Origin of the sequence: Zhouia spongiae, from assembly GCF_022760175.1 — a bacterium.
Lineage (GTDB): Bacteria > Bacteroidota > Bacteroidia > Flavobacteriales > Flavobacteriaceae > Zhouia > Zhouia spongiae.
In genome coordinates this window covers 1,479,223-1,505,754 of sequence record NZ_CP094326.1, presented here as the reverse complement: position 1 = coordinate 1,505,754, position 26,532 = coordinate 1,479,223, and the positions used below count along the sequence as shown (strand labels likewise).

Sequence of the window (26,532 nt, the reverse complement as noted above, 5' to 3'; positions counted from 1 at the left end):
TTAAGTTGATTGAATAATGAATATTTTCTTATCTGAAGTGTGATTTACAATCTCCACTTTGCTTCCCTGCACAATAGCATCTCCATTTTTTGATTGCACATAAACTTTTATAGGGCTTCCTTCAATAACTACATCGAGGGTTGTTATTTTATCTCCGGAAATAGAAGAATTAAGCACTCCCTCTCTCCCTAAAAGTTCCAGAGATCGCTCTCCTTCGGCATCAAAGTTTTTAAAGAATCGTTTAAACGGATTGGTAACGATTTTTGTCAGAACAAGAGCAGGTATTATACTTCCGAAGAAAAATAAAAAGCCGAAAGCACTGTTATAACTACCTGTTAGATATGTTCCAACCATGGTCATTGCCCACCAGAACAACACCATAAAAGTAAGTGTAAACATAAACGGCAATCCGACAAAGTTGAAATATATCAAGAACACCTGAAAAAAGCTGAGCTTTCCTCTTCTTCTGACCACATGCTCCTTTTTTACCTCCGAATTCGACAAATCCTGAATATCAATATTGGTTCCGGAATCAAAATCTGCATCAACGTCTGCATCAACATCTACATCCATATCGAAGTCAATACCGGTAAGTGTCGTAATCACCCAATATATCACAAGCAGTATGAATAGTAAACTAAGAAAGATGTTTACCTCAGAAAAAGCTATGTTAATAAGTTCTTTCAAGTTCAAGATTCTTTATTATCATTAATGCCCATTTGTTCTTTTAATTTCTGAAGGCTGTCTTCAGCATTCGACTCGGTTGCATCTATGGCTGCATCTATTTCGCCATCCACGGACTTGGATCCATTTGCCATATCGCCATATGCTTCTGCCAATGCCTCCTCCTGATTTACTTTATCTTTCATACGCTCCAGCATTGCCACCGTACTGGAAGCATCTATTTCAGCCATTTGTTTGTTGAGGTTTTGAGTTGCCTTGGAGACCTTTACGCGTGCTTTTAATGTTTTCAGCTCATTTTCCCACTTGCTGATATTTTGCTTTATTTCCTGCACATTCTTTTCAAGTTGAGCCACAGACTGATCAAACTTGTCTGATTCTTGCTGCGATTTTACTTTATGCTGTTCTGATTCATCTTTTTTGATAAGGGCTTCCTTGGCCAATCTGTCGGCTTCTGTTATTTCCATTCCTCCGGATTGTGCTTTTTTAAGAATTAACATTGCTTTCTGATGATAATCTTCTGCCTTAGATGCATATGCTTCCGTTTCGTTTTTAGCCCTTATTGCCAGAGCTTTTACCTGCGCAAGGGCTTCAAGACTTTTCTCCAGGTCGGATTTCATATCCCTGATACCCTGTTCGGTCATTTTAATCGGGTCTTCCATCTTATCAATGGCAGCATGGGTTTCAGCCTGCCCTATCTTAAATAATCTTTTAAAAAGGTTCATATCTTAATTTTTTGAAAAGTTTATAATTTGATCTGAATATTCGCTTAACAATAAACTCAATGAGTTTAAAGAAGCTTCTATTTCGTTTAAATTCAGATTCTCTAATTGCAGCGTATCCCTAAAAATCACTTTCTCTCCTGATTCATCAAGCACGAAAGCTCCATGAACAATATCCCTGTTCTTTTTTAGCAAACTACAATATATATTTTCGTTCCTTTTTGGAAGATTGAAAATATGTTGTTCCATTATAAGGATCGGAGCGGCAACTCCAAGTATCATATTCTTGATACCTTCTCCTTCTTTACTGATCATCAACACTCCATCTTCAACATTCTCATACAGAATATCAAAATCGAGGCGTATTAAGTAATTTTTCACGGTTTTGTAATGGTCATTCATAAGAATTTTTCTACTGTATTTTGATGATTATTCTAAGTGCAATCAATATTACAAAAAGTCGATTATTTTATCTGCTAAAAGCAGCATAAAAATTACGACATAATAAATCACTGTAACCATAAAATAGTTTATTTACGATTAATTAAACATTATGCTAATTTATTTAGCGAATAAGAATAAGCCTGTAAACAATCATACCTTCTATAAATAAACGCTATTAAAATTAGCTTTTTCAAAAGATATTAGCTAATATTGTTAGTATAAAGGTACGGAATATTTTAATATTTGCAAATAAAATTAGCAATTTATGTCGCTTTTTGGTAAAAACATAAAAAAGATACGGAGTGTGAAAGGGATGAGTCAGCAGGCATTTGCGGAGCTTTTTGACCTGAAAAGAGGCACTTTAGGGGCTTATGAGGAAGGCAGAAGCGAACCAAAGATCGAGACGCTCATCAAAATAGCTAATCATTTTAGCATTACAACGGATGCCCTGTTAACTACTGAAATAACCGTAAACGAGTTATTGAAATTTAAAGGGACCCTCACTACGGAATCGAAAAACTTAAAGCACGAACAGTATGCCGTTATTCCCTGTATTACCGAAACTAACGCTTCGAATTATGTATCACAATACGGCAATCAATCTTTTGTAGACGAATTACCATTTATCAAACTCCCCGTTAACCCAACTAAAACTTTCAGGGCTTTTACCGTGAGTAATCTGGAAATGACAAAACACGATAAGGGATTTTACCCAAAGGATATAGTAGTCGGGGAATATGTACCCGAGGATGTTATAAAAAAGCTGAACAATGGCACCTTGGTTTTTTCTGTTGTAGGAGAGAAAATTATTTTCAGACGATTATACACTACAAAAAACGAAGCCATATTCAGAGCTGATCATAAAAATATTGAGGATGAGACATACCCCGTAAAAGACATCAAAGAACTATGGCGTGTACGTTATGTGTTCTGGAGAAGGATTCCGGAGCTGCATGGTGAATTTGAGGACAAACTACACATGATCGAACAAGAGCTTTTACAAATGAAGAAAAAGCTGAGATAAGGGTTTTTAAACACTTATAAGAATACTCACGGCATTCCCTCCGAATCCGACAGCATTTATCATCACTTTTTGAATACGCATCGGTTCTTTAGTATAATCAATATACGGCACTTTTATAAAATGCTGATGCTGTAGCATCATTATCCCCAATTCTAAACTTAGCATCCCCGATGCACCAAAAGTATGTCCTACTTTCCATTTATTTGTTGTCAAAGCAGGTTTGTCCTGCCCGAAGACAGCATCAATTGCATTTAACTCAGAGCTATCCCCCTTTTTAGTCCCCGGCGCATGCATCACAATAACATCTACCTCGTCAGGGCGAATATTCCCCAGAGCCATTCTCATTGACTCCTGAAAACAATCGGCATTTGTTGAAATAGAGATATTGTGCTCAAGGACTTCGGTAGCATAACCCACACCCTCAATAACAGCCAGTGCATTTTTTGAAATCCCTTTCTCTAAACAGGCTACACTTGCCCCTTCTCCCAATACCATTGTGTTTCCCTGCTTATTGAGATCCAGAGCTTTGCAAGGATAGCGATCATTATCTCTGGAATAAATCTTCAATGCCTTCATCTGGGCAATCGTAAACGGTGTTAAGGACGCTTCACTACCTCCCACCATAAACTTATCAGTCATCCCGGAATTGATCCAGGCAATGCCGTTCAACAACGCATGTAAGGCTGTAGAACACGTAATTGAATGTGATATTTCAGGTCCCCTGGTTTGCAAATCGTGAGCAATCCAGGAAGAGATATTCCCTAAGGTAGTCGTTGGTGAAGCCAGGGTATCTGTTCTTCCTTTTTGAAGAAAATCTTCATAATACGACTCGAACAAGGCGGTAGCTCCCCTGGAAGAACCCATATTAACCCCAAACCTGTCTCCTGAATTCCAGTATGCTTCTTTCATCGCATTTCTGGCAGCGAACATGGCATACAACACGGTATTATCGAGCGCCCTGTATTTCGGATCAGACATTTTAAGTTCCCGGATCGCTTCAATCGTGTCTGGCGACAATGCCGCAACATTAGCTTTAAACCCTCCAAAATCCCGCTCTCCCAAACAATGTTCGTCATTTAAATAATTCTCCCATATTTCTTCCGGAGACATTCCTAACGGTGAAACCGATGCAACAGCAGTAATAGATACCTTATTATTCAATTTTTTGTATTTTGGACAAAATTAATGGTATCTCAAGAAGATACCTAAACAATCCCTACTTAAATAACATGAACCAAACAAACCAAAAAACAAGTTGGTGGGGCAGGAACTGGAAATGGGTTTTACCTACGGGTGGTTGTCTCACCGTCATCATACTTCTGGTAATTTTTGTCGGCGCCATTTTCTTCGGAGCAAACAACTTAATGAAAGATTCTGTGCCTTATAAGGAAGCCATTTCAAAAGCCAGACAAAATGGACAGCTCATAGAACTTCTCGGCGAGCCCATAGAACAGGAAGGCATGATCCAGGGCCATATCAACTTTGAAAACGGTGAGGGCGACATCGATATAAAAGTGCCCTTAACCGGACCAAAAGGGGAAGCTTCGCTATATGTCGTCGGAACAAAAAAAGGAGACACCTGGACCTATTCTGATGTGTATGTAATTATCGATAGTACAGGTGAAACTATTTTTCTGCCGGAAAATATGAATTAATCCTGATAATAACAAGAAAGTATTGAATCCAAATCCTTTTTTCCGACCTGAATCTTATGGATCAATTTCAATACTTTTCCTGAAAGGAATTGCGACAAAGGTTGTTCTATTCCCCAAACCAAAGGAAAGACATCGGCTATTTGCTTATCCCAAACAGTATAAAAGTGCCTCAGATCGTCGGGATAGACGATCTTTCTTTCTGTTCCTTCATCAAGAGCCAGAAAAGGCTCGGAGATATTCAGGTATCCATAATCGTCTGTCAATTCTTCACCTGGTTGTATATCACGTATCGCAATTTCAAAATCGTATGGTGTTGTCAAACAGTTGCTCTTAAAACTATGGTTTACGTATTTAGCAAGATCCCAACAGAGAACAAAATTACCTTTGTTATTCCTGAAACTATAAAAATCTAAAGCTTTTTTACAGGAGTCGTTCATTCGTTCAACCTGAGAAGGAGAAAAAACACGGTCTAACCGATCCTGAACCCATGTAATTGTTCCCTTGGGAATAAACTTAGTAGCCACAACGCCGTAACCTATTTCATCCGAAATAAATTTCAGCTCAGTATGAGGGTGTATCATTGAAGGTATAAAATCATACCTCTAAATTATATAATTTTTTCAATCGCAGATTCAATAACCTCATAAATTTTTTGCAGTTCTTTTTTAGTAATTGTGTACGGTGCCAGAATATAAATTGTACTCCCCAACGGCCTTAAAAACACTCCGTTATCCATAAAATAACCAAACAACAAATCACGTAAATTCCCATAGCGTTCCATTTTAACATTAAGGTCTATGGCATAAATAACTCCCTGCTGTCTCGTAGAAAGAACCTTAGGGTGGTTTTTAATACGGTCGTCAAACTCCTGATGGCTTTTTATAATATTTTGAATGTTTTCACCGATCTCATCTGAAACAAGTAATTCAATCCCTGCCAAAGCGGCTGTACAGGCCAGCGGGTTGGCTGTATATGTATGTCCGTGAAAAAAACCTTTCGAGATATCGTCGTCATAAAAAGCATCGTATACCTCCTGTGTACAACTTGTGACAGCCATGGGCAGCAAGCCTGCTGTCAACGCCTTACTCATACATATAAAATCCGGTTTAGACTCCATATATTCTGAAGCAAAGTTTTTACCCGTCTTTCCAAAGCCGGTCATTACCTCGTCAGCAATGGTTAATACATGACTGTTTTTACAGAATTCAATGAGTGTATTCAACCCTTCCTTATCGTGCATTTTCATGGCTGCCGCTCCCTGCACTATCGGTTCATACACAAAAGCAGCTACTTTGTGAGCTGCCACAGCAGATTTTAATTGCTCTGAAACTTCATGGTTGTTTTCTCCGGTTGGAACAGGTATCCGAATTACCTTCAAAAAGAATTCTTCAAACGGACCATTGTAAACAGATAAATCCGAAACGGACATGGCTCCGAACGTATCGCCGTGAAAGCCATCTTCAAAAGCAATAAGGGTATCTTTCTTGTCTCCTTTGTTAAAGTGATACTGGAAAGCCATCTTTATAGCAACATCTACTGCTGTTGATCCATTTTCGGAGAAAAATAACTTTTGCTGATTGCCAGGTAACAGGCCTATAAGAGCCTCTGACAGCTTAACGGCAGGCTCGTGGGTAAACCCGGCAAAAACCACCTGATCAAGCGTTTGCATCTGTCGGGTTACTTTTTCAGTAATCTTCGGGTTACAATGCCCGTACATGCATGTATACCACGAAGCGATTCCGTCTATATATTCTTTTCCCTGTTCATCATACAAATACACTCCCTTAGCTTTTGTAATTGCCAGTGCTTCCGGTTTAATTTTATGTTGTGTGAGGGGATGCCACAAATGGGCTTTATCTCTTTCGCTTAATGTCATCTTCTTACTGTTTTTAATTCCCTAGAGAGATTCCAACTCTTTTTTAAACTTTTCTGCATACTCCCTTACCACATTTTTATCAAAATATGGTTCTTCTTCAACTCTTCCTATCACTTTAACTCCTGTCATCTCCCTTATAATGTTCTCCGTCGTCGGGTGTTCCTCCCCACTATAAATCAAAGCAACATCAAAGCCTTTTTCTTTTAAGGCATTTATTGTCAGAAGCGTATGGTTAATACTCCCCAGGTAATGTCGCGAAACGACAACCACCTGATAATCAGACTGAATTACATCCAGAATCGTTTCTTTATTGTTTAACGGCACCAGAAGTCCTCCGGCTCCTTCAATAACCAAATGGTTTTTGGTTTTCGGCTCTTTGATCTTTTTCAAGTCGATGGTAATTCCATCCGCCCCGGCAGCGGCATGCGGACTCATGGGCGTGTTTAATGCATAACTATTGGGGTAAATACGAGATTTGCTGTTACTTAAAAGCAATTTAACCTTATCAGCATCTGAATAATCGAGATCTCCCGCCTGAACCGGTTTCCAATAATCAGCTTCCAGGGCTTCGGTAATAATAGCTGCTACTACCGTCTTTCCTACTTCAGTTGAAATTCCGGTAACAAATATCTTTTTTCGTTTCATTTTAATGCTTTTGCACTGTTCTTTTCAGTGTACAAAAGTAGCTAACAACGATAAGACTTCCGAGATTTCCTCTCCAGAATTGTAGCTATGCAGGCAAAACCTTAATCGTTCTTCCCCTTCAGCTACTGTTGGCGACATAATTGGTTTTACATCAAAACCTTTTTCGCCCAGCTTTGACGCAATGGATTTAACTTTTTGGTTCCCTGAGATCAGACAGCACTGGATCGGGGAATTACTTTCGATAAAACGGAGCTTTAACCCGAGGACTTCAGCTCTTAATCTAAACCGGCTGATGTTGTTTCTTAGTTCATTTAAACTATCGGTAATACCAGAAGTAACGGCAAATCTGTACGTTACCAAAACCGTTGCCACAGAATGAGGCGGGAGAGCCGTGGTATAAATAAAACTACGGGCAAAATTCACCAAATAAGATTTCAGGGCTTCATTTCCTAACACAGCAGCTCCATGGCTTCCCAAAGCTTTCCCAAAGGTTACGATTCTAGCAAAAACCTGATCCTGCAAGCTTAACTGCTGTATCAAACCTTCTCCTTTATTTCCGAAAACACCGATGGCATGAGCCTCATCCACCACCAAATATGCTCCAAATTGTTTTACGATCTCCACCATATTAAGCAAATCCGGGCTATCGCCGTCCATTGAAAAAACAGCTTCCGTTGCAACATACACCTCCCTGCCTTCTTTGGCATGCCTGGAAAGCAATTCTTTCAGGTGAACCAGATCATTGTGCCGGAATTTATAGGCACGGGAATTGCTCATTTGTATCCCATCCCGGATACTGGCATGAATTAATTCGTCGTAGAGCACCACATCCCCTCTTTGAGGAATGCAGGAGAAAAAACCGATGTTGGCGTCATATCCGGAATTAAAGACAACCGCAGCCGGCGACTTATGAAAATCACACAATACCCCCTCCAGCTGTGCATATAACTGATGGTTTCCTGACAATAGCCTGGATCCGGTAGCTCCGTTCTGTGGAACTCCTGTATTCCTCATCAGCTCCGATACGGCATTGAAAATAGTTTCAGACCTCGAAAACCCCAGGTAATCGTTAGAAGCAAAATCAATTTTACCCTCATTACAAGGCAAGCTTCGTAATGCGTTATTTTCAATACGGTCGTTTATCTTTTGTAATAATCTTTCTGGAAACATAGACATATGCAAATGTAGCACAACAATCAATTAAATAATATATTAGCAAAAAACTATATCGATGACTTTAAAAAATATTCTATCCCTATCATTAATAAGCCTCCTTTCTATAACCGTTTCAGCCCAAAAAACGAGCTATACTATTTCTTTCGAGAATGCCGTACACCACGAAGCCAACATCCGGATTTCGTTCAGTGATTTGACCGGGAAGGATCTAGCAATCAGGATGAGCAGCTCTTCGCCCGGTCGATATGCCGTACACCATTTTGCCAAAAACATATACGACATAAAGGCTACAAACAGTAAAGGTAAAACGCTAAAAGTTCAACGCCTTGACCCGTTTTCCTGGAGAGTATTAAATCATGACGGGGAGGTCAATGTCAGCTATATATTATTCGCCGACAGAGGAGACGGCACTTACAGCCAGATCGATGAAACACATGCGCACCTCAATATGCCCGCAACTTTCATATATGCCCCCGCACTGGAAGACAACCCGATGGAGGTTACCTTCAACACCAGAAAGGATTTAAACTGGAGCGTAGCAACACAGTTAGAACCATTGGGAAATAACAAATTCCGGGCACCCGATCTTCAGTATTTTATGGACAGCCCGACGGAGGTAAGCAACCACTCCGTCAGAAGCTTTGATGTAGACGGAAAAACCATTCGGTTTACACTACATCATAATGGCACAGAACAAGAGCTAGACACCTACTTCGAAAAAGTTAAGAAAACCGTTCTTGAGCAAAAAGAGGTTTTCGGGGAATTACCTGACTTCGACTATGACACTTACACCTTTTTAGCCTGTTATATTCCAAATGCCAGCGGCGATGGAATGGAACATAGAAACTCAACCATCCTCACCAGTACCAGGAGCCTGGCTGACGGGGGAATGGAAAGAAACATCGGAACCGTTTCTCATGAATTTTTCCATGCCTGGAATGTAGAACGCTTAAGACCTCTGTCTTTAGAGCCTTTTGACTTTACTAAAGCAAATATGAGTGGTGCCTTATGGTTTGCCGAAGGATTTACAAGCTACTATACAAACCTGATTCTTTGCAGGGCCGGTATCATTACTCCTGAACAATACATAAACAGTCTTAACGGAACTTTTAACTATGTATGGAATTCGCCTGCGAGGAAATATTTTAATCCGATCGAGATGAGTTACCAGGCTCCTTTTGTAGATGCGGCTACTTCAATAGATCCTACCAACAGGGAAAACACCTTTATTTCATATTATTCATATGGTAGTGTTCTTGGACTTGCTTTAGACCTGTCGCTCAGAGCTAAAAACCTTCATCTGGATGACTACATGAAATTAACCTGGAATAAATATGGTAAAAAAGAGCTCCCGTATACCATAAAAGATCTTGAAGAGGCTTTAGGAGAATATGCCGGAGTAAAATTTGCTACAGCTTTCTTTAACAATTACATCTACAGCAGTGAAATGCCCGATTATGAGGCGCTGTTTTCTGAGGTTGGTATAATGCTCACCAGGGATATTGAAAAACCTTTTACCGGGGCACGCGTAAATCATCTTGGCATAATCCAGAACAACATTGCTCAGGACACCCCTGCTTATGAAGGAGAACTGAATAAAGGAGATAAAATAATCAGTATCGGAAATGCCGAGATGGATGGAATGAAAAAATCGTTCGACGACATGATTTCATCGTATAAACCGGGGGAAGAAATAGCCGTAAGTTTCGAAAGATCCGGCCAAAAGAAAAATACCATCCTCAAGCTTTCATCAGACCCTACCTATACGATTATTATTGATAAATCTGCTAAGAAAAAGCAGCTAAAAAAGCGCATGGACTGGTTAAAAAATAAATAACAACATACTGTTGAAGACCCAACGATTCATAATAACAAGCGAAGGATTTGTGGCAACATAATGCCCCTTTGCTCTTTTAAAAAGCATAGACCATGTGTGCCTCATATGGTTACCAGCTATTACGGTAAAAGTTATATATGGGGAATGTATGGAGTAGACAGGGAGTATCTATATAGAGTGAACGGACTTGACCCGTCCTATGACCCGTCCTAAAATAGCTATACAGGTTATTAAATAAATCCTGACATAATTATACAACTCTTTTTCTTAATCCTAAAATGACTGTACAGTCATTTTAGGATTGTTATATGCCTGATAGTTTTTCCATCGTTTTTTAAGTATAGTTGTTTTTAAATGCGCTTGGTTAGGCGTTAGGTAATCACAGCTTGCATGTGGTCTCAAAGCATTATAATTAGCAATGCTCTTTGATATGTGCTTTTGTGTTTGCCCAAGCCCGAGCATACTTGAGTGCAAATTGAACTCTGTTTTTATGATGCCATTGACACGTTCTGCAATGGCATTTTCATAGGGGTCTCCATTCTCTGTCATGCTAATGGCCACATTGTTCTGGAGCAACAGCTTCACGTATTGAGATGAACAATACTGTGAACCTCTATCGGAATGGTGTACCATTGGCTCTTGGTATGTTTTGTTGTTCAAAGCCATTGTTAAAGCATCAATACAGCCTTGTGCCGTCAGGTCCATCCTAAAACTATATCCCATTATCTTTCTTGAGAAAGCATCTGTTATCAAGCTTAAATAGCCCCATTGGTTAACCATTCTGATATAGGTTATATCACTGACCCATACCTGTTCTGGACGGGTTATTTCCATGTCTTTAATCAGGTTGCTGTACTTTTTCATCCAATGTCTTGAATTGGTCGTCATGGCTTTGCGTTTTCGTTGCCTGACCAATAGATTAGGTCACACAGCAAATTGAACAGATAGTCCCTGCCAATGGTTATATTGTGGGACAAAAGCCTTTTGCCCAATAGGTGGTGCAGTTTACGGGTACCCAATCTGGGTAGCTGCTTTCTGATATTGGAGACCTCCTGGAGAATGATATCCTCTTTGACCAGACTGCGTTCTTTTCGACAGAGGGCATCGTAGTAAGCATGCCTTGTTTTACCAAACGGCTGGCACAGCAGACCTATCCCCAATTTGGGGAAGTCCTGCTTCATTTTTAGGACTGTTTGGCACCAGACTTTTTTCTGATATCGATTTTAAGTTGGTCTTCGGCTACATCAATCAGTGTGTTTAAGGCTTTTATCTTTAGTTCTGCCTCTTGTAAAGCTTTTTCCAAAGCTTGTTTGTCCGGTGATTTTTGTTTTGCCATTTGAGGTTGGGTTTCAATACAAAGATCGACTTTTTCTTCTTTAAAGCGCAATATCCAGTCCCTTATGGTCTTTTCTGTTTTGATATTGTAGGCTGTACGGGCTTCCGCAATGCTCATCCTACCCTGCTCTATGGCCGTAACGATGGTTCGCTTTTGGAGCTTGGTGTAGCTCCTCCTCTTGAGCTGCTGGTGATAGTGCTCCGAACCGTACCGGTTCATCCAGTCATCCAAAGTGCTTGCGCCCATTTTATAGATCCGTTTGGCCTGTTTCCTTGGGAGGCCAGCTTCTACTTCTTGAACGATTTTTTTGATCAACCGCTTGTCATAGCGTTCTTGTTTGCCTGAACGCATTACATAATTTTCTTCTTGTTTTGCTGTTTCCATACACGTGTTTTTGTGTATAGCTATTTCAGGACAAGACAGTTTTGCGATAATAAAAAAACAATCTTTCAACGATCAGGATTAGGAATTGATCTTGCTTAAAACCTAAAAAGCCGGACTAACGCCCGGCTTTTCTTTTTATGTTAAAGCTGAAATTAATCAGCTAAAATAATTACCTTATTATTGTTCAGCTCAATTGTTCCGCTATTGATCGGTAACAAAGTTTCATTTTTGTCGCCTTTAGAGAACTTATCTGCAAACTCTTCCGTTAGTTCCACATCACCAAAGATCTTAACATTTCCTTTCCCCAGGATCGATACAATCGGTGCGTGATCTTTCAGCATTTGAAACTCACCATTAATTCCGGGAACGGCTATAGAAGTAACCTCTCCTTTAAATAATGTTGCTTCGGGTGATACTATTTCTAAATACATATTTTTCAGTATTGAGTGTTGAGTATTGAGAGTCGGTTCAGAAGAAAATCTCATAAGCCAACCTGTCAAATCTCATACTAATTACGCTTCAGCTAACATTTTTTCACCGGCTTCGATAGCTTCTTCGATGGTTCCTTTTAAGTTGAAAGCTGCCTCAGGCAAGTGATCTAACTCACCATCCATTATCATATTAAACCCTTTGATTGTATCTTTGATATCAACCAACACTCCCGGGATCCCGGTAAACTGCTCTGCAACGTGGAACGGCTGAGACAAGAAACGCTGAACACGACGGGCACGTGATACTGCTAATTTATCCTCCTCAGAAAGTTCTTCCATACCAAGGATGGCAATAATATCCTGTAATTCCTTATAACGTTGTAACAACTCTTTCACTCTTTGTGCACAACCATAGTGGTCTTTCCCTAAGATATCTGCTGTAAGGATTCTTGAAGTAGAATCTAGTGGGTCTACCGCAGGATAAATACCTAATTCGGCAATCTTACGAGATAATACCGTAGTAGCATCTAAGTGGGCGAAAGTAGTTGCAGGAGCCGGATCCGTCAAGTCATCCGCAGGTACGTAAACCGCCTGTACTGATGTAATAGATCCTTTTTTAGTTGAAGTAATACGCTCTTGCATCGCACCCATCTCGGTTGCTAATGTCGGCTGATAACCTACCGCTGAAGGCATACGACCAAGAAGTGCTGACACCTCTGAACCGGCCTGTGTAAAACGGAAGATGTTATCTACGAAGAAAAGTACGTCTTTTCCTTGTCCGTCACCGGCACCATCACGGAAATACTCAGCAATAGTAAGACCTGATAATGCTACACGAGCACGTGCTCCGGGAGGCTCATTCATCTGACCGAATACGAAAGTTGCTTTAGATTCTTTCATAGCAGCTTTATCTACTTTAGAAAGATCCCATCCTCCTTCTTCCATAGAGTGTAAGAAATCGTCTCCGTACTTGATAATACCAGATTCTAACATCTCTCTCAAAAGGTCATTCCCTTCACGCGTTCTTTCACCTACACCGGCAAATACAGATAAACCACCGTGACCTTTTGCAATATTGTTGATCAACTCCTGGATAAGTACCGTTTTACCTACACCGGCACCTCCGAACAAACCAATTTTACCTCCTTTTGCATAAGGTTCAATCAAGTCGATCACTTTGATCCCTGTAAATAAAACTTCAGTTGAAGTTGATAAATCTTCGAATTTTGGTGCTTCTCTGTGGATCGGAAGACCATCCTTACCTTCTTTGGGTAATTCTGCCAATCCGTCGATAGCATCACCTACTACATTGAATAGACGTCCGTAAACATCCTCGCCAATTGGCATTTGAATTGCACTTCCAGTTGCAACAACCTCAGTTCCCCTGCTTAAACCATCAGTAGAATCCATTGAAATAGTTCTTACTGTATCTTCACCAATATGAGATTGAACTTCCAGTATAAGTTTAGTACCATCTTGTCTTGCGATCTCCAATGAATCATAAATTCTTGGAAGCTCTGCGCCAGAACCAAACTCAACGTCCACAACCGGACCAATAATTTGTGCAACTTTACCTGTAACTTTTGACATTACTCAACTATTTAATGTTTAGCGTATTAAAAGCGAAAAAATATTTTCTTATTTATATCTGTAAAAGATACTTTTTTCGCGGTGCAAAGATATGTTTTTAATTGAAAAAAAAGTAACCCTGATTATTTTTTTTTGCTTTCGCTTTGCTCACCTACACATCTTCTGGCAAAAATAAAGGTCAACACCTTATAGTATTGACCTTTACCATACAATATTGCATATTCTTTTAAGGCAATTGAACAGGGTACATCACAGGATAATCACCTGCTTTAACCAAAACACCTGCTTTCTCAAAATTTGAGCCATATGCCTGGTCTATAGCCAACATAAATTGATTCGCTATAAAAGCATAACCCCTGGCTGTCGGATGGACACCATCTAACGAAAAGGTGTTTCCAAAAACCAAACTCGAATTTAATGTATACTCATCAAAAACTATTCCCGTAGCAGCTATTTCATTTAATAGCGTATGGGCATCTATAAATGCCAGGCCATGTTGTGAGGCCACAGCTTCGATCGTTGCATTAAAAGCCATCGTAGCGGCTTTTACATCCTCTTGTTCAGACGGAAGCAAGACCCATCCGTCGTCGAGCGGATATGTGATCCCTTCTACCGAAAACTGGGCTGCCAACTCCTGAGAAAGCCCCTGAGACACCAGAAACTGCATCGAATCCATATTTATTTCGCCTATCACCGACGAACTTACCAGCACCAGCAAATCGGCTTCTGTCGCCTGTCTTGCCTGTCCATACATCATTCCCAATAAATTTGCTACCAATGGTGCGTCCTGTTCCGGTAAACCAAATTGACCTATAAACTGCGGAAATGTCTCACTCGCATTTAATGTCGCTGTAATTTGTGCAGACATATCTACCAGGCTTTCATCTTTAATTACTACCGGACTTGCATCTTTGTCTGAAAAAACCACAGTCCGCTCAGGCTCTCCCAATAGCTCAAATACCTGGTTCAATGCACCAAAAATAGTGTTTAATGTAGGTATTTGCGGACCAAAGTCCTCGTTTTCAGGATCGAGGGGAGCATATGATACTGTTGTAAAATAAGGCAATGAAATCACATCAGGAATATTTGCCACGACACCTTTTGCGCCATTCGCGGTTAAAGCAGCCGCGATTCCGGCAAATGACTGTGCAAATACATTTGAATCCGTAATATCGTTAAGTCCGTATGTTAAAGGGTTCAGGTTTCCTTCTTGCCGTACACCTGCCCCACCGCTTACAGCATAAGCCAACACATCATCACTTCCTGCCCACAATGTAAAAAACGTCGGGCTTACAGCCACTGCATCGCCTATGATACTTGCTCCGGGACCAGACGCCATTCTTACATAATAAGGATTTGCAGCTCCGGCAGACAATCCGGCAACATTGCCATACCCTTCAACTCCTAAATGAAAGATTTTAGCACCTGAAACTCCCATATTGTTATAAGGACCGGGCATCACATTTATAGCTTCCGTTGTCGGGGTTCCGGATAAACGCTCCGGAGTCTTTCCGTTAAAAAACAACCTGTTTTCCAGCAGCTGATCACCACCTACCAGCATACCCCCTATATTATCGTTCATATATGGTTGTGTAAACGCTCCTCCTCCCGCCAGCTCAAATCTGGAGGACAAAATATTAGGGAACGAGTTATGTTGAGACGCCACAAAAAGAGCACCATCCGTGTACCCGGCCGACAAAGAACTTCCCACTGCAACATATGTTGAAAAATCAGCCTCCCCTGAAGTTAGCTTCACTGTCTGCGGATCGTCAGACGATGTATCGTCGTCAGAATCGCAACCAACAAAGCCCAATACAAGCAACAAAAACCATTTATAATTAAATTTCATATGTATATTTTTTAATCGACTATAAATTATTAATTACCCAGGACACATAGAACTGAGATCCGATATGCCCTGTCCCGATGGCCGTAAAATAATCTTTGCCACCGATATTGGATCCACCAACCTTAAAAGTCGATTTAATACCCGGCACCCTGTAGTTTATCTGAGCATCAAAAACACTAAAAGAAGGAACGTTTCCGTCAGCAAAGGTTGCCTGCCAGAAATAAGCATCAGTCCAGCGATAGTTAACATTGAACCCAAAATTCTCAAACAAGTCGGTATTCCCAAAGGATACTTTAACCTTGTGTTCCGGAGTATTAAAACTCGTTCTGAAATCCGGTGCCGATGCCTGGTCAAAGTCCTGCTTCGCATACGTGTAACTCCCTCCAAGATCGAAATTTCCAAAAACCTTATAATCTATCCCGACAGAAGCTCCATATGATTTTACATCGGCCTCAGAATTCGTATAAGTCTGATACGGTTTGTAGTCTCCACTCTGCATCGCCAGCAAGGACAACGAATTATCTCCGACTTCACCATAAAACGGAACAACAACCGTCTCATTTGCAATAAATTTGTCGTATATATTATAATAAACGCTAAAATCTATGATCAGCTTCTCCATCTGCCCCCGGTAACCGACCTCAAAAGCTGTACTTTTTCCGGCTCTTCAGCGACCTCAGATTTTTGAAAGGTTCCGTTCTGGACTGAATTCAAAGTAAATGAATTCTCGTATGCCTTTCTTCCTATTATGGTCGCCGTATTACTACCTCCGTTGGCAGCGGCGTTATTCACCCTGAACGTTCTCGTATCGCGATCGAGATTATCTTCTGCAGAACCTACCAGGATAGCCCTCCCTGTATCCAAACCTATAAATAAATCCTGCGTGGTAGGATTCCTGAAACCGGTCTGGTATGACCCTCTTATATTATGGTTTTTCCTGTTTCCCAGGGTATACCCAAGGGATAGCCTGGGCGAAAAGAAACCATCGAAAAGTTGCGACTTGTCGTACCTTCCCGACAAGGTAACTTTAAGCCGATCATCCGCCATTTTTTTCTGAATCTGGGCATAAGCACCAATTTCAGAATAGGTGATCGGACCGCTTCCATCAGTAAAAATAGTTCCAAACGAGTTCAACACATATTCCCTGAACGAGCCACCTACCTGAATCTCAGCAAACGCTTCGGTCAGATGCGTAAGATTATAGTTCGCATCAACATGCCTCATTTTAGTTTCATCTTTAAACTGTGCCCCTTTTGCAAAATCAGGATCACTGACCACCTGATTAAAAACACGTTCAAACGCGGCTGTTCCCGGCATTAACCTGTCGGCATCAGCAGTCTGGCGCGCAACGATATGCGCCTGTTCTGAACCAGCCCCAGCCAGCGAGGCCTGGATATAGGCTCCTGCGTATTCTCCAAACCAGGTCGAATCATCCTTCCAGGCTCTATTGACATTGATCCCGGCAAAACGCATATCATATGAATCCCCGGCATTTTCACTGGTCAAATACCCCCTGACAAAGAAATTATCATTTCTAAATTCCAGCTTATGTTGCTGAAGGAAAAAATCTTTTATGGAATACCTGTTTGTTCCTTGATAAATAGTAGCTCCCTTTCCTAATTTCCCTTGATAAATGATTTCAAAATCGTCGGCAAACGGCCTGTAATGTAAAGCAGCATCAAACTTGATGCTCTCCGCCTTATAATCTGTCAGGTCTTGTTCGGCATAACCCGTACGGCTTACATTTTCATCAGGCAAGAGGTTTTCAGCACCAGGCGGAATAATTCCCATTTCTGCCAACGCTGCTCCTACCGCCCGGATATTTGTACTTACCTCATCTCCATATATATTTAATCCATCGTAATTATGATGCGCCCTGGTTCGCTCCGGGTTCATCAAATCTTCTTCGCTTACAGCCCACCAATCCGTACCTTTCAAGTACGAAAAGTTAACTTTCCCTGCGAATTTTTCAGAAAACTTATGCGCAGCCCGGAATCCGAAATCGTAAAATTCATTATCTCCTGCCGCCTCTTGTGAAGTAAGTCCCGATTTTGCATATGCGCTTATTCCTGTAAATTTAAACGGGTCTTTACTCGTCATAAACAAAATACCATTAAACGCATTAGCCCCGTATAACGCCGAAGACGCTCCGGGCAACAGCTCCACACTGTTCACATCCAATTCTGTCATCCCCAGTAAATTACCCAAAACGAAATTCAAAGCCGGGGATGTATTATCCATTCCGTCTACCAATTGCACAAAACGATTATTTGCGAAACTTGCAAAACCCCTTGTGTTAATTGACTGGAATGTTAAACTATTCGTATTTATATCTACTCCTTTCAGATTTTCCAGCCCGGAATAAAAATCAGGTGCCGCTGCATTTTTAATTTCCTTAAGACCAAACCGTTCGACGGTAACCGGAGATTCAAATATTCTTTCCGGCGTTCTGGAAGCAGAGACCACAATTTCATCCAACTGGGTTTGCTCTTCTTTCAATACGACATTGAAATACTGTTCATCTGAAGTTACATTCACCTCGGCAGATGAAAATCCGATGCTCGTAATCCGAAGTTTAAAAGGCGGTGTCTGATCGGTCTGAAAAGAGAATTCACCATTGAAGTTTGTCACCGAACCCTCGGACTTCCCTATAATTATCACATTAGCCCCAGGAACAGGCTGATTGTCTTGATCGACTACTTTTCCTGTTATTTTCGCCTGGGAAAACCCACTAATCGCAAATAACAATAAAAGTCCACAAAATAATGTTCTCATCATATTTAGTTTGTTTTATGCAAAAACAATATACATATTTTTTCCATTTTTCAACCACAAGGTTAAAAATTTAGTAATTTAACAATAGTGATTTTACACAAAAAAAGCCCGAAGATCAGATCTTCAGGCTCTTATTTTTTTTAAATATCTCCGGTTATTCTACAGTAACAGATTTTGCTAAATTTCGAGGTTGGTCTACATTGCAACCTCTCATTACCGCAATATGATACGACAATAATTGTAAAGGAATTGTATTCACCAACGGAGATAATGCTTCCGATGTTTCCGGCACTTCTATCACATGATCGGCCAACGCACGAACATCTTTATCGCCTTCGGTTACTATCGCTATAATTTTACCGCTTCTCGATTTTATCTCCTGTATATTACTCACTATTTTCTCATAATGCCCTTTTTTGGTAGCGATAACCACAACCGGCATTTGCTCGTCAATAAGCGCTATCGGCCCGTGCTTCATCTCTGCTGCCGGATACCCTTCTGCATGGATATACGATATTTCCTTTAATTTTAACGCTCCTTCCAAAGCTACGGGAAAATTATATCCTCTTCCCAGATACAGGAAATTAGCAGCATCTTTATAGACAGATGAAATATACTTCACATGATCATCAACCTTTAAGGTTTCTTCTATTTTGGACGGAACACTCTCCAGTTCAGCCAGCTTCTGATGTAATTCTGATTTGGAAATAGACCCTTTTTCTGACGCCAGCTTTAAGGCGATCAGCGCCAATACCGTTATCTGCGTTGTAAAAGCTTTGGTCGATGCCACACCGATTTCCGGCCCGGCATGGGTATACGCCCCGGAATTGGTTTCCCTGGCTATTGAAGACCCGACAACATTACAGACACCATAAACAAAAGCACCATTTTCTTTAGCCAATTTAATGGCCGCTAAAGTATCGGCTGTCTCCCCGGACTGAGAAATGGCTATCACCACATCTTTCGGGGTAATGATCGGGTTTCTATACCTGAACTCAGACGCATATTCCACCTCGACAGGTATACGAGCCAGATCTTCAAAAATATATTCGGCCACCAAGCCTGCATGCCATGACGTACCGCAGGCAACAATAATGATCCGGTCGGCATTCAGGAATTTTTCAAGGTGATCATCAATACTCGACATCTTAACAATTCCTTCGTTCACAATCATCCGCCCCCTGTAGGTATCTTTTATCACATCAGGTTGTTCATGAATCTCCTTAAGCATAAAATGATCGTAACCTCCTTTTTCTATCTGCTCTATATTCATTTCAAGCTCCTGAACATATGGAGTTACCAAAGCATCGTCTGCTATTTGTCTTACCTTGACATCCCTTCCCCTCCTGATAATCGCCATTTGCTCATCTTCAAGATAAATAGCATTATTTGTATATTCTATAAAAGGAGATGCGTCAGAAGCTATAAAAAACTCATCCTCTCCCACTCCTATGGCCAGGGGACTTCCCAAACGGGCCACAACGATCTCATCAGGCTTATTCTGATCGATAACAGCAATCGCATAAGCTCCTACCACCTGTTGCAAAGCTATCTGAACGGCTTTACCCAGCTTAACCCCTTCATTCTTTTTAACATCTTCAATGAGATTAATAAGCACTTCTGTATCGGTTTCCGACTTAAAAGTATAACCCCTGTTCTGCAATGCCTTTTTTATGGAATCATAGTTTTCAATAATTCCATTATGCACTATTACCAGATTACCGGAATTAGAAAAATGGGGGTGAGCATTCAAATCATCGGGCACTCCATGGGTAGCCCAACGGGTATGCCCCATGCCCAGAACACCTTTGGTAACAGACTGTTCTTCAGATATCCTTTTAAGATCAGCTACTTTCCCCTTAGTCTTGCTAAGTTTGATCTCTTCTTCATCAAAAAGAGCTATCCCTGCACTGTCATACCCTCTGTATTCCAGCCGCTCCAAGCCTTTAATGATAATGGGATAGGCCTGTCTGTGGCCTATATAACCTACAATTCCACACATAGTTAGTTAGTTTTTAAATTATTGAGTTTAGTTATTGTGCAATTTGTGTAGGGGGTATCTTATTTAGTTTTCGTATAATACAGTTCTAGTCTTAATCGTTTATCACTATTCTCGTCAGGCACATTATTTCCATACAAAATAACCCCCAAAGGATTTACAGCGCTGGTCATCGGTACTTTTATCTCATTACCCTCTACCATAGCTGTGACATAATTAAAGTTAGCAACATCAGACGTGAGCGACAAGCCTAATGTCACATTCTCGCCATCTCCCCTTAAAACCTCGGTAATGTGCTCTGTTATCCTGAACCTGTACAGTAAAGGCTTATCGTTTTCATCCGTTTCCAACACCCCTCCGTAAATAGCTCCATTGGCCGTTTGTTGAATATCCAAAATCTGATCGATTAAAGACTCTCCTTCTTCCAGATTGTACAAAAATAACCTGTCCGGATATACAGGGTTCCCATAAGATTCCATGGCCTCAGTATCTATATACAACAAAAGATCTGCTTCGTTTATCAACCTGTTTTCCTGTTTGATAGCCTCTACATCTTCGCCCGCAAAAAGCTCCAGTTCAGCATAAGCTCCCGGACCTCCACGCAGATACAATCTCGACGCATTTTCTTCGCTACCCAACTGATCGGTAATCTCCGCAGGGTATTCAGACTCTGATATAAAGTTCACATGAACATCAGTGCCGTTATTCGACAAACCAAGTGTCACGCTCCCGGTTTCAGTAACAACCTCATCGTCAGAGGTATCATCTGAAGTCCCTTTATTATCATACTTATCGTATTCGTAGTTTATTTTAATATGGGCATTCTCGACATTCAACAGCATTAAAAGATCTCCTGAAGGCGAGTCGATAGAGAAATACAACCCACGAAGGTAATTTTTAAAGTTATCTGCATTGGCCAACTCATCAGTTCCTTCCATATCAAGTATCTTTTGCCGGAAGAAGTCCTTGTTTAGCTCTACATAAATACCTGGCGATAATCTGCTCGATACGTTTTCACTTTCGTCTTCATCTTCCGTATCGGGATCATCTTCATTTTCAAAGAACAATATCTCAGTATCGTTTATTTTATGCACTCCGTCATAAAGAACCGTCGTTGCGAATGATTCGAGATCTCCGTCAGAGAAATATTGCTGTGCCTCGGTAAAATCCTGATCAGGATCAAGCTGGCGAAGGTAATAGGTAGATTCCTGCACTTTTAAGTTAAACTCCTGGTTTCTGTCACCATAGATCGAATCCAGGGTAAATTCCTTAGGCTCATTCTCATCTACCTCAGTTCCTGTTGTATCTTCTACCTCTTCAGAAAAATACGGAATGTACAGGTGTACACTTTTCACTATTTCATTTTCAGGAATCGTAGCATCAGAATCATCGGTTCCTGAATTATTTTCCGTTTCCTGAGTATAAGCCCCGAACGTTGTCGACGACAACCTCACCTGGGAAACAAACTTATAGCTCGTTTGCCCGTAAACAGCGTCCTTGTAATCGCCCAACTGAAATGCAGGCAGGTTATCAGTCCGGATTCTGTCTATTTTATTGTTCACAGCCGTTACCTCATACGTTGCATCCGCCACCCTGTCATTATCGTCAAAAATATCCGAACCGATGGTGTTAAACTCTTCATCACAGGCTATAAAAAAAACAACACTACCTGTAACAAGTAGTGCGTTTGTAAGTTTATTAAATTGAAATTTCATACGTTGTCTCTAATTAGCTTAAAATTTTCTCTTCGTAGAACTGATGGTAAGCGTCTTCAAACTCGTAAATAGATTTATACCCTAACACAGGTTTCGATAAATTTGAAATGTAATCATTCAACTCTCCTGACAATTCTTCCGAGGCGACAATCACCCCATCCGAATAATCCGCGGCAACTTTCATCAATGCATCATAATCCGGAGTCTCCAGCCATTTAGCATCTTCCTCCTTGATACCGTCAAATTTAACCTTGCCCAACATCTCTTCATTTAACGTTCCTTCAAAACCTTTCTTATATACAGATGTTACAATTTTACTATCTGAAAAAAGAGGCTCGTCACCATAGTACTTCTTCAGATAGAGCGGCAATAATGATGCCATCCATCCGTGTACGTGTATAATATCCGGGTTCCAGTTCAGTTTTTTTACCGTCTCAATGACACCTTTAGCAAAAAAAATCGCTCTTTCATCATTGTCAGGGAACAAATTCCCATCCTCATCAGAAAAAGTGGCTTTTCTCTTAAAGTACTCTTCATTATCAATAAAATAAACCTGAATCCTTTCTTTAGGTATAGAAGCTACTTTGATAATCAACGGCATATCCATATCATTAACCACCAAATTCATCCCTGAAAGCCTGATCACCTCATGGAGCTGATGCCTTCTTTCATTGATATTTCCAAACCTGGGCATGAAGATACGTATCTGCCCCCCTCTGTCGTTTACCATTCTAGGACTCTCGTAAGCCAATGATGAAACTTCATTTTCCGGTAAATACGGAATCATTTCAGAAGCGACAAATAATACTCTTTTGTCTGTCATAAAATCTATATGTTTTTCTTTTACAGTTTGAGTCTAAGGCATGCAAAAATATAAAAAATATGCCGAATTAGTTAAATTTATATAGCTTTGCACGCTGTTAATTTTTTCTAAAGTGAAAATATTTAAACAAAAACAACTGCTTTATTCCTTTTTAAAGGAGGAACAAAAGAACAATAAAAGCATCGGCTTCGTACCCACCATGGGGGCTTTACACGAGGGGCATATGTCGCTGATAGAGAGAGCTTCAACCGAAAATGAACTCACCGTAGTGAGTATCTTCGTAAACCCTACGCAGTTTGACAATAAATCCGATTTAGAAAATTATCCCCGTTTTATAGAAAAGGATGTTAAAATTTTAGAAAAAACCAACCCTGACATCATTATATTCACGCCTTCCGTTGAAGAAATATATGCTAACAACGTTACAGCCGAAACGTTCGATTTTGACGGATTGGAACACGAGATGGAGGGAAAGTTCAGAACCGGACACTTTGACGGTGTCGGAACCATTGTTAAACAGCTTCTGGAGATCACCATCCCTGACAGGGCTTATTTCGGAGAAAAAGATTACCAGCAATTGCTCATCGTTAAAAAACTGGTTCTGAAGAACAACATCCCTGTTCAGGTTATCGGATGCCCGATTGAACGTGAAAGCAACGGTCTTGCCATGAGCTCCAGAAACGAAAGACTGCCTTCCGAAACAAGAAAACAGGCCGCTTTCATATACAGGACACTGCTCAAGGCAAAAGACATGTTTGGCACGAAAAATGCATCTGAAGTAAAGGAATGGGTTGAAAGTCAATTTCAACAAGAACGGTTATTCGATTTAGAATACATTGAAATTGCCAATGCTGAAACTTTAAGACCCTCAGAGCAGAAAAAAGAAAATGAGAAATACAGGGCTTTTATCGCAGTTCATGCTAATAATATTAGACTTATAGACAATATTGCTCTAAATTAATACCTTTGCCACATGCAAATAGAAGTAGTAAAATCGAAAATTCACAGAGTTACCGTAACTGGTGCAGAACTTAACTACATTGGAAGCATCACCATCGATGAAGCATTAATGGAAGCCTCCAATATTATTGAAGGAGAAAAAGTTCAGATCGTAAACATCAATAACGGTGAGCGACTTGAAACTTATGCGATCAAAGGAAACAGGAATAGTGGTGAGATCACACTAAATGGCCCCGCTGCACGTAAAGTACAAAAAGGAGATGTAGTGATCATTATTTCGTATGGCATTATGGATTTTGAAGAGGCCAAGAGCTTTAAGCCTACCCTGATTTTTCCTGACGAAGAGAACAACACCCTAAGATAGTCGTTGAAAAAGAAAACCGTTAAAATATTAAAGATAATACTCCCACTTATGCTGGGAGTTTTTTTGATATGGTTTTCTTACAGTAAGTTTTCACCGGAGCAACTTGCCGAAATAAAAAATCATTTTAAAAACGCCAATTACCGGTTCTTGCTTTTATCACTGGTTTTTGGCTTTTTAAGTCATCTATCCAGGGCTTATCGGTGGAATTTCATGTTAGAACCCATGGGATATAAGCCCAAATTGATGAATAACACCATGGCAGTTTTTACAGCCTACCTCTTCAACCTGGCCATCCCTCGTTCGGGCGAAGTCTCAAGGGCGCTGGTTATAAACAAATACGACAATGTGCCTTTTGATAAAGCTTTCGGAACTATCGTTGCAGAAAGGGTTGCCGATGTTCTGATTCTGGGATTACTGGTCTTACTGGCGCTATCCATGCAATTTGATGCATTAAAAGATTTCCTCCTCGACCTGATTCCCCTCCAAAAGCTTATTGTCGGCATACTCATTTTAGGAGCTCTTGGAATTACAGGCATTCTCTTTGTATACAAGACCAGCTTCAGCATCAGCATTAAAATCAGAAATCTGGTTTCCGGTTTAAAGGACGGACTTTTATCCATTCTTAAAATGAAAAAAGTCTGGCCGTTTATTCTGCACACAATCTTCATTTGGGTTATGTATATAGCAATGTTTTACATCTGTATCTATGCCCTTGAAGAAACCTCCTCCTTTTCTTTTTCGACCGTAATAGCAGCTTTTGTCGTAGGAAGTTTTGCCATTGCTTTTACCAATGGCGGATTTGGATCATATCCTTTTTTTATTGCTGAGATCCTGCTGTTGTTCGGCATCTCCGCAACTGTGGGTACTGCCTTTGGCTGGATCGTCTGGATCTCCCAGTTCGTAATGATCTTAATCTTCGGCGGACTCTCACTATTATTACTTCCGGTTTACAACAGAAATAAATAATTTCTTATCTTCGGTCATCCAAATCGAACTAACACACTATCATGAAAAAGTACCTTTCTTTAGTGCTTACCTTATGCTGTATTTCAGTATTTGCACAAGTAAAAACCTCGAAGTCGTACTCCCTTAAACTTGACGAAACCAGGAACATCCGTTTGTACATTCCTGAAAATTACGACAAGGAAAAAACCTACCCTCTGTTCGTTGTCCTAGACGCCGATTATTTATTTGATGTTGTTGTGGCGAATTGTAAGTTCCTCACCTATAACGGCGATATGCCCGAAAGTATTATTGTCGGAATTGAGCAACGTGGCTTACGCGATGCAGACTGTCAGTACGGCGAAAACAGCCTTCCAGAAAAAAAAGGAAACAGTTTCTTTGAATATCTGGGCATGGAACTCATTCCTTCTCTCCAGAAAGAATACAACATCGCCAATTTCAAGGCTGTTGTCGGACATGGTATTACGGCTAACTTTGCCAACTATTACCTGCTTAAAGAAAACCCGTTGTTTAAAGCCTACATAAGTCTTTCTCCATCCTACGCACCCAGAATGGGAGATTATTTACTAGACCGGATGAAAGCTTATGAAGACATGACCTTTTACTATTTGGCAACCGCATCGAATGATTTAAAAGAAAATAGCCAGGGCGCTAAATATTTCAACACTCAGCTACACACCCTGAACAACGACAACATACATTACTATTTTGACGATTTTCAAAATGCAAACCACTACACGCTTGCTTCATACGGAATCCCAAAGGCTCTTGACCAGTTCTTCAGTATCTATAAGCCGATCAGTAAAGAAGAATACCAGACAAAGGTCCTGACATATGACGGCCCGGTTGTTGATTACCTCTATAAGAAATACCAAACGATGGAAACCCTTTTCGGATTCAAAAAGCCGGTATTACTGAACGACATGATGGCTGTTTATGCCGCTACCAAAAAAAACAAAGACCTGCCTTCTCTTGAAGAATTAAGCAAAATAGCCAAAAATGAGTTTCCTGAAACCATGCTGGGGTTTTTCCTGGAAGCAGAATACTATGAGCAAATGGGAGAAGCAAAAAAATCGATGCGCTCATACGAAAAAGCCTTCGGTATGCAGGAAATCGACTTTATAACCAAAGACCTTGCGCTACAACGCATACAGAGTATCAAAGAAGATTTCGGCTGGTAACCCCTGCAATGAACTTTAGGAGCTCAAGCTTTTTAAATCCAGATTATCAGGTAAATTCAATTTGAACTTTTTAATTGTATTTTTGAACCTAACAATGCAACA

Annotated in this window: 23 protein-coding genes and 1 pseudogene; 7 read left to right on the top strand and 17 right to left on the bottom strand. The window is 40.5% G+C overall.

The genetic code is table 11. The features are described from left to right. From MQE36_RS06570 to MQE36_RS06560, 3 genes are read right to left on the bottom strand one after another with little or no spacing between them, the layout of a single operon-like run. Complete coding sequence (locus tag MQE36_RS06570; RefSeq protein WP_242938374.1) at positions 1–687, bottom strand: OB-fold-containig protein; 687 nt, start codon at positions 685–687, stop codon at positions 1–3. A gap of 2 nt (positions 688–689) precedes the next feature. Further along, a complete protein-coding gene (locus tag MQE36_RS06565) occupies positions 690–1,406 on the bottom strand; it encodes a PspA/IM30 family protein (protein ID WP_242938373.1) in 717 nt (238 codons plus the stop codon). Positions 1,407–1,409: 3 nt separating this feature from the next. Then, complete coding sequence (locus MQE36_RS06560; protein WP_242938372.1) at positions 1,410–1,805, bottom strand: molecular chaperone Tir; 396 nt, start codon at positions 1,803–1,805, stop codon at positions 1,410–1,412. Between the two features lie 307 nt (positions 1,806–2,112). On the opposite strand from MQE36_RS06560, the gene MQE36_RS06555 reads away from it, so the two are divergent. After that, complete coding sequence (locus MQE36_RS06555) at positions 2,113–2,871, top strand: helix-turn-helix domain-containing protein (protein ID WP_242938371.1); 759 nt, start codon at positions 2,113–2,115, stop codon at positions 2,869–2,871. A gap of 6 nt (positions 2,872–2,877) precedes the next feature. On the opposite strand, the gene MQE36_RS06550 is transcribed toward MQE36_RS06555, so the two are convergent. Further along, positions 2,878–4,032 carry a beta-ketoacyl synthase N-terminal-like domain-containing protein gene (locus MQE36_RS06550; RefSeq protein ID WP_242938370.1) on the bottom strand — a complete coding sequence of 385 codons (1,155 nt, stop codon included), beginning with the start codon at positions 4,030–4,032 and terminating at the stop codon, positions 2,878–2,880. Between the two features lie 68 nt (positions 4,033–4,100). Between MQE36_RS06550 and MQE36_RS06545 the strand changes: the two genes are divergently transcribed. Beyond that, a complete protein-coding gene (locus MQE36_RS06545; protein WP_242938369.1) occupies positions 4,101–4,526 on the top strand; it encodes a cytochrome c oxidase assembly factor Coa1 family protein in 426 nt (141 codons plus the stop codon). Here the strand turns inward: MQE36_RS06545 and MQE36_RS06540 are convergent. Genes MQE36_RS06540 through MQE36_RS06525 form a run of 4 tightly spaced genes read right to left on the bottom strand, consistent with a single transcriptional unit; the run spans position 4,523 to position 8,217 of the window. Further along, on the bottom strand, positions 4,523–5,107 hold the full coding sequence (locus MQE36_RS06540; protein ID WP_242938368.1) for an SET domain-containing protein: 585 nt from the start codon (positions 5,105–5,107) through the stop codon (positions 4,523–4,525). The two genes, MQE36_RS06545 and MQE36_RS06540, sit on opposite strands and share 4 nt — an antisense overlap. A 26-nt stretch (positions 5,108–5,133) precedes the next feature. Next, positions 5,134–6,402, bottom strand: a complete 1,269-nt coding sequence (gene bioA, locus MQE36_RS06535; RefSeq protein WP_242938367.1) for an adenosylmethionine--8-amino-7-oxononanoate transaminase — start codon at positions 6,400–6,402, stop codon at positions 5,134–5,136. A 21-nt stretch (positions 6,403–6,423) separates the two neighbouring features. Continuing rightward, a complete protein-coding gene (gene bioD, locus MQE36_RS06530; RefSeq protein ID WP_242938366.1) occupies positions 6,424–7,047 on the bottom strand; it encodes a dethiobiotin synthase in 624 nt (207 codons plus the stop codon). 24 nt (positions 7,048–7,071) lie between these two features. Continuing rightward, on the bottom strand, positions 7,072–8,217 hold the full coding sequence (locus tag MQE36_RS06525) for an aminotransferase class I/II-fold pyridoxal phosphate-dependent enzyme (RefSeq protein ID WP_242938365.1): 1,146 nt from the start codon (positions 8,215–8,217) through the stop codon (positions 7,072–7,074). Between the two features lie 61 nt (positions 8,218–8,278). Between MQE36_RS06525 and MQE36_RS06520 the strand changes: the two genes are divergently transcribed. After that, positions 8,279–10,060 carry a M61 family metallopeptidase gene (locus MQE36_RS06520; protein WP_242938364.1) on the top strand — a complete coding sequence of 594 codons (1,782 nt, stop codon included), beginning with the start codon at positions 8,279–8,281 and terminating at the stop codon, positions 10,058–10,060. Between the two features lie 273 nt (positions 10,061–10,333). Here MQE36_RS06520 and MQE36_RS06515 read toward each other — a convergent pair whose 3' ends face one another. The 9 genes and pseudogenes from MQE36_RS06515 to MQE36_RS06475 all read right to left on the bottom strand — a co-directional run bounded on the left by MQE36_RS06515 (position 10,334) and on the right by MQE36_RS06475 (position 22,962). Continuing rightward, entirely contained in the window at positions 10,334–10,975 is a 642-nt protein-coding gene (locus MQE36_RS06515) for an IS3 family transposase (RefSeq protein WP_278286636.1), read from the bottom strand. 268 nt (positions 10,976–11,243) lie between these two features. Beyond that, the gene (locus MQE36_RS06510) at positions 11,244–11,780 is read right to left on the bottom strand and encodes a hypothetical protein (protein WP_242938362.1); all 537 of its coding nucleotides are present in this window, start codon (positions 11,778–11,780) and stop codon (positions 11,244–11,246) included. A gap of 152 nt (positions 11,781–11,932) precedes the next feature. Next, positions 11,933–12,211 carry a F0F1 ATP synthase subunit delta/epsilon gene (locus tag MQE36_RS06505; RefSeq protein ID WP_242938361.1) on the bottom strand — a complete coding sequence of 93 codons (279 nt, stop codon included), beginning with the start codon at positions 12,209–12,211 and terminating at the stop codon, positions 11,933–11,935. Between the two features lie 81 nt (positions 12,212–12,292). After that, positions 12,293–13,801 carry a F0F1 ATP synthase subunit beta gene (gene atpD / locus MQE36_RS06500; protein ID WP_242938360.1) on the bottom strand — a complete coding sequence of 503 codons (1,509 nt, stop codon included), beginning with the start codon at positions 13,799–13,801 and terminating at the stop codon, positions 12,293–12,295. 226 nt (positions 13,802–14,027) lie between these two features. Beyond that, positions 14,028–15,650 (bottom strand): G-D-S-L family lipolytic protein, encoded by a 1,623-nt coding sequence (locus MQE36_RS06495; RefSeq protein ID WP_242938359.1) that lies wholly within the window; start codon positions 15,648–15,650, stop codon positions 14,028–14,030. Between the two features lie 19 nt (positions 15,651–15,669). Further along, positions 15,670–18,425 (bottom strand): annotated as a pseudogene (locus MQE36_RS06490) (TonB-dependent receptor). A 154-nt stretch (positions 18,426–18,579) separates the two neighbouring features. Beyond that, on the bottom strand, positions 18,580–20,427 hold the full coding sequence (gene glmS / locus MQE36_RS06485) for a glutamine--fructose-6-phosphate transaminase (isomerizing) (protein WP_242938358.1): 1,848 nt from the start codon (positions 20,425–20,427) through the stop codon (positions 18,580–18,582). Positions 20,428–20,486: 59 nt separating this feature from the next. Beyond that, positions 20,487–22,139 (bottom strand): BamH family beta-barrel-assembly machinery protein, encoded by a 1,653-nt coding sequence (gene bamH / locus MQE36_RS06480; protein WP_242938357.1) that lies wholly within the window; start codon positions 22,137–22,139, stop codon positions 20,487–20,489. A 13-nt stretch (positions 22,140–22,152) separates the two neighbouring features. Beyond that, positions 22,153–22,962 (bottom strand): glycogen/starch synthase, encoded by an 810-nt coding sequence (locus tag MQE36_RS06475; protein ID WP_242938356.1) that lies wholly within the window; start codon positions 22,960–22,962, stop codon positions 22,153–22,155. Positions 22,963–23,074: 112 nt separating this feature from the next. On the opposite strand from MQE36_RS06475, the gene panC reads away from it, so the two are divergent. From panC to MQE36_RS06455, 4 genes are read left to right on the top strand one after another with little or no spacing between them, the layout of a single operon-like run. Next, positions 23,075–23,923 carry a pantoate--beta-alanine ligase gene (gene panC, locus MQE36_RS06470; RefSeq protein WP_242938355.1) on the top strand — a complete coding sequence of 283 codons (849 nt, stop codon included), beginning with the start codon at positions 23,075–23,077 and terminating at the stop codon, positions 23,921–23,923. Between the two features lie 12 nt (positions 23,924–23,935). Further along, a complete protein-coding gene (gene panD / locus MQE36_RS06465) occupies positions 23,936–24,286 on the top strand; it encodes an aspartate 1-decarboxylase (protein WP_242938354.1) in 351 nt (116 codons plus the stop codon). 3 nt (positions 24,287–24,289) lie between these two features. Further along, the gene (locus tag MQE36_RS06460; RefSeq protein WP_278286632.1) at positions 24,290–25,252 is read left to right on the top strand and encodes a lysylphosphatidylglycerol synthase transmembrane domain-containing protein; all 963 of its coding nucleotides are present in this window, start codon (positions 24,290–24,292) and stop codon (positions 25,250–25,252) included. Positions 25,253–25,293: 41 nt separating this feature from the next. After that, positions 25,294–26,430, top strand: a complete 1,137-nt coding sequence (locus MQE36_RS06455) for an alpha/beta hydrolase (protein WP_242938352.1) — start codon at positions 25,294–25,296, stop codon at positions 26,428–26,430. Positions 26,431–26,532 lie beyond the last annotated feature (102 nt).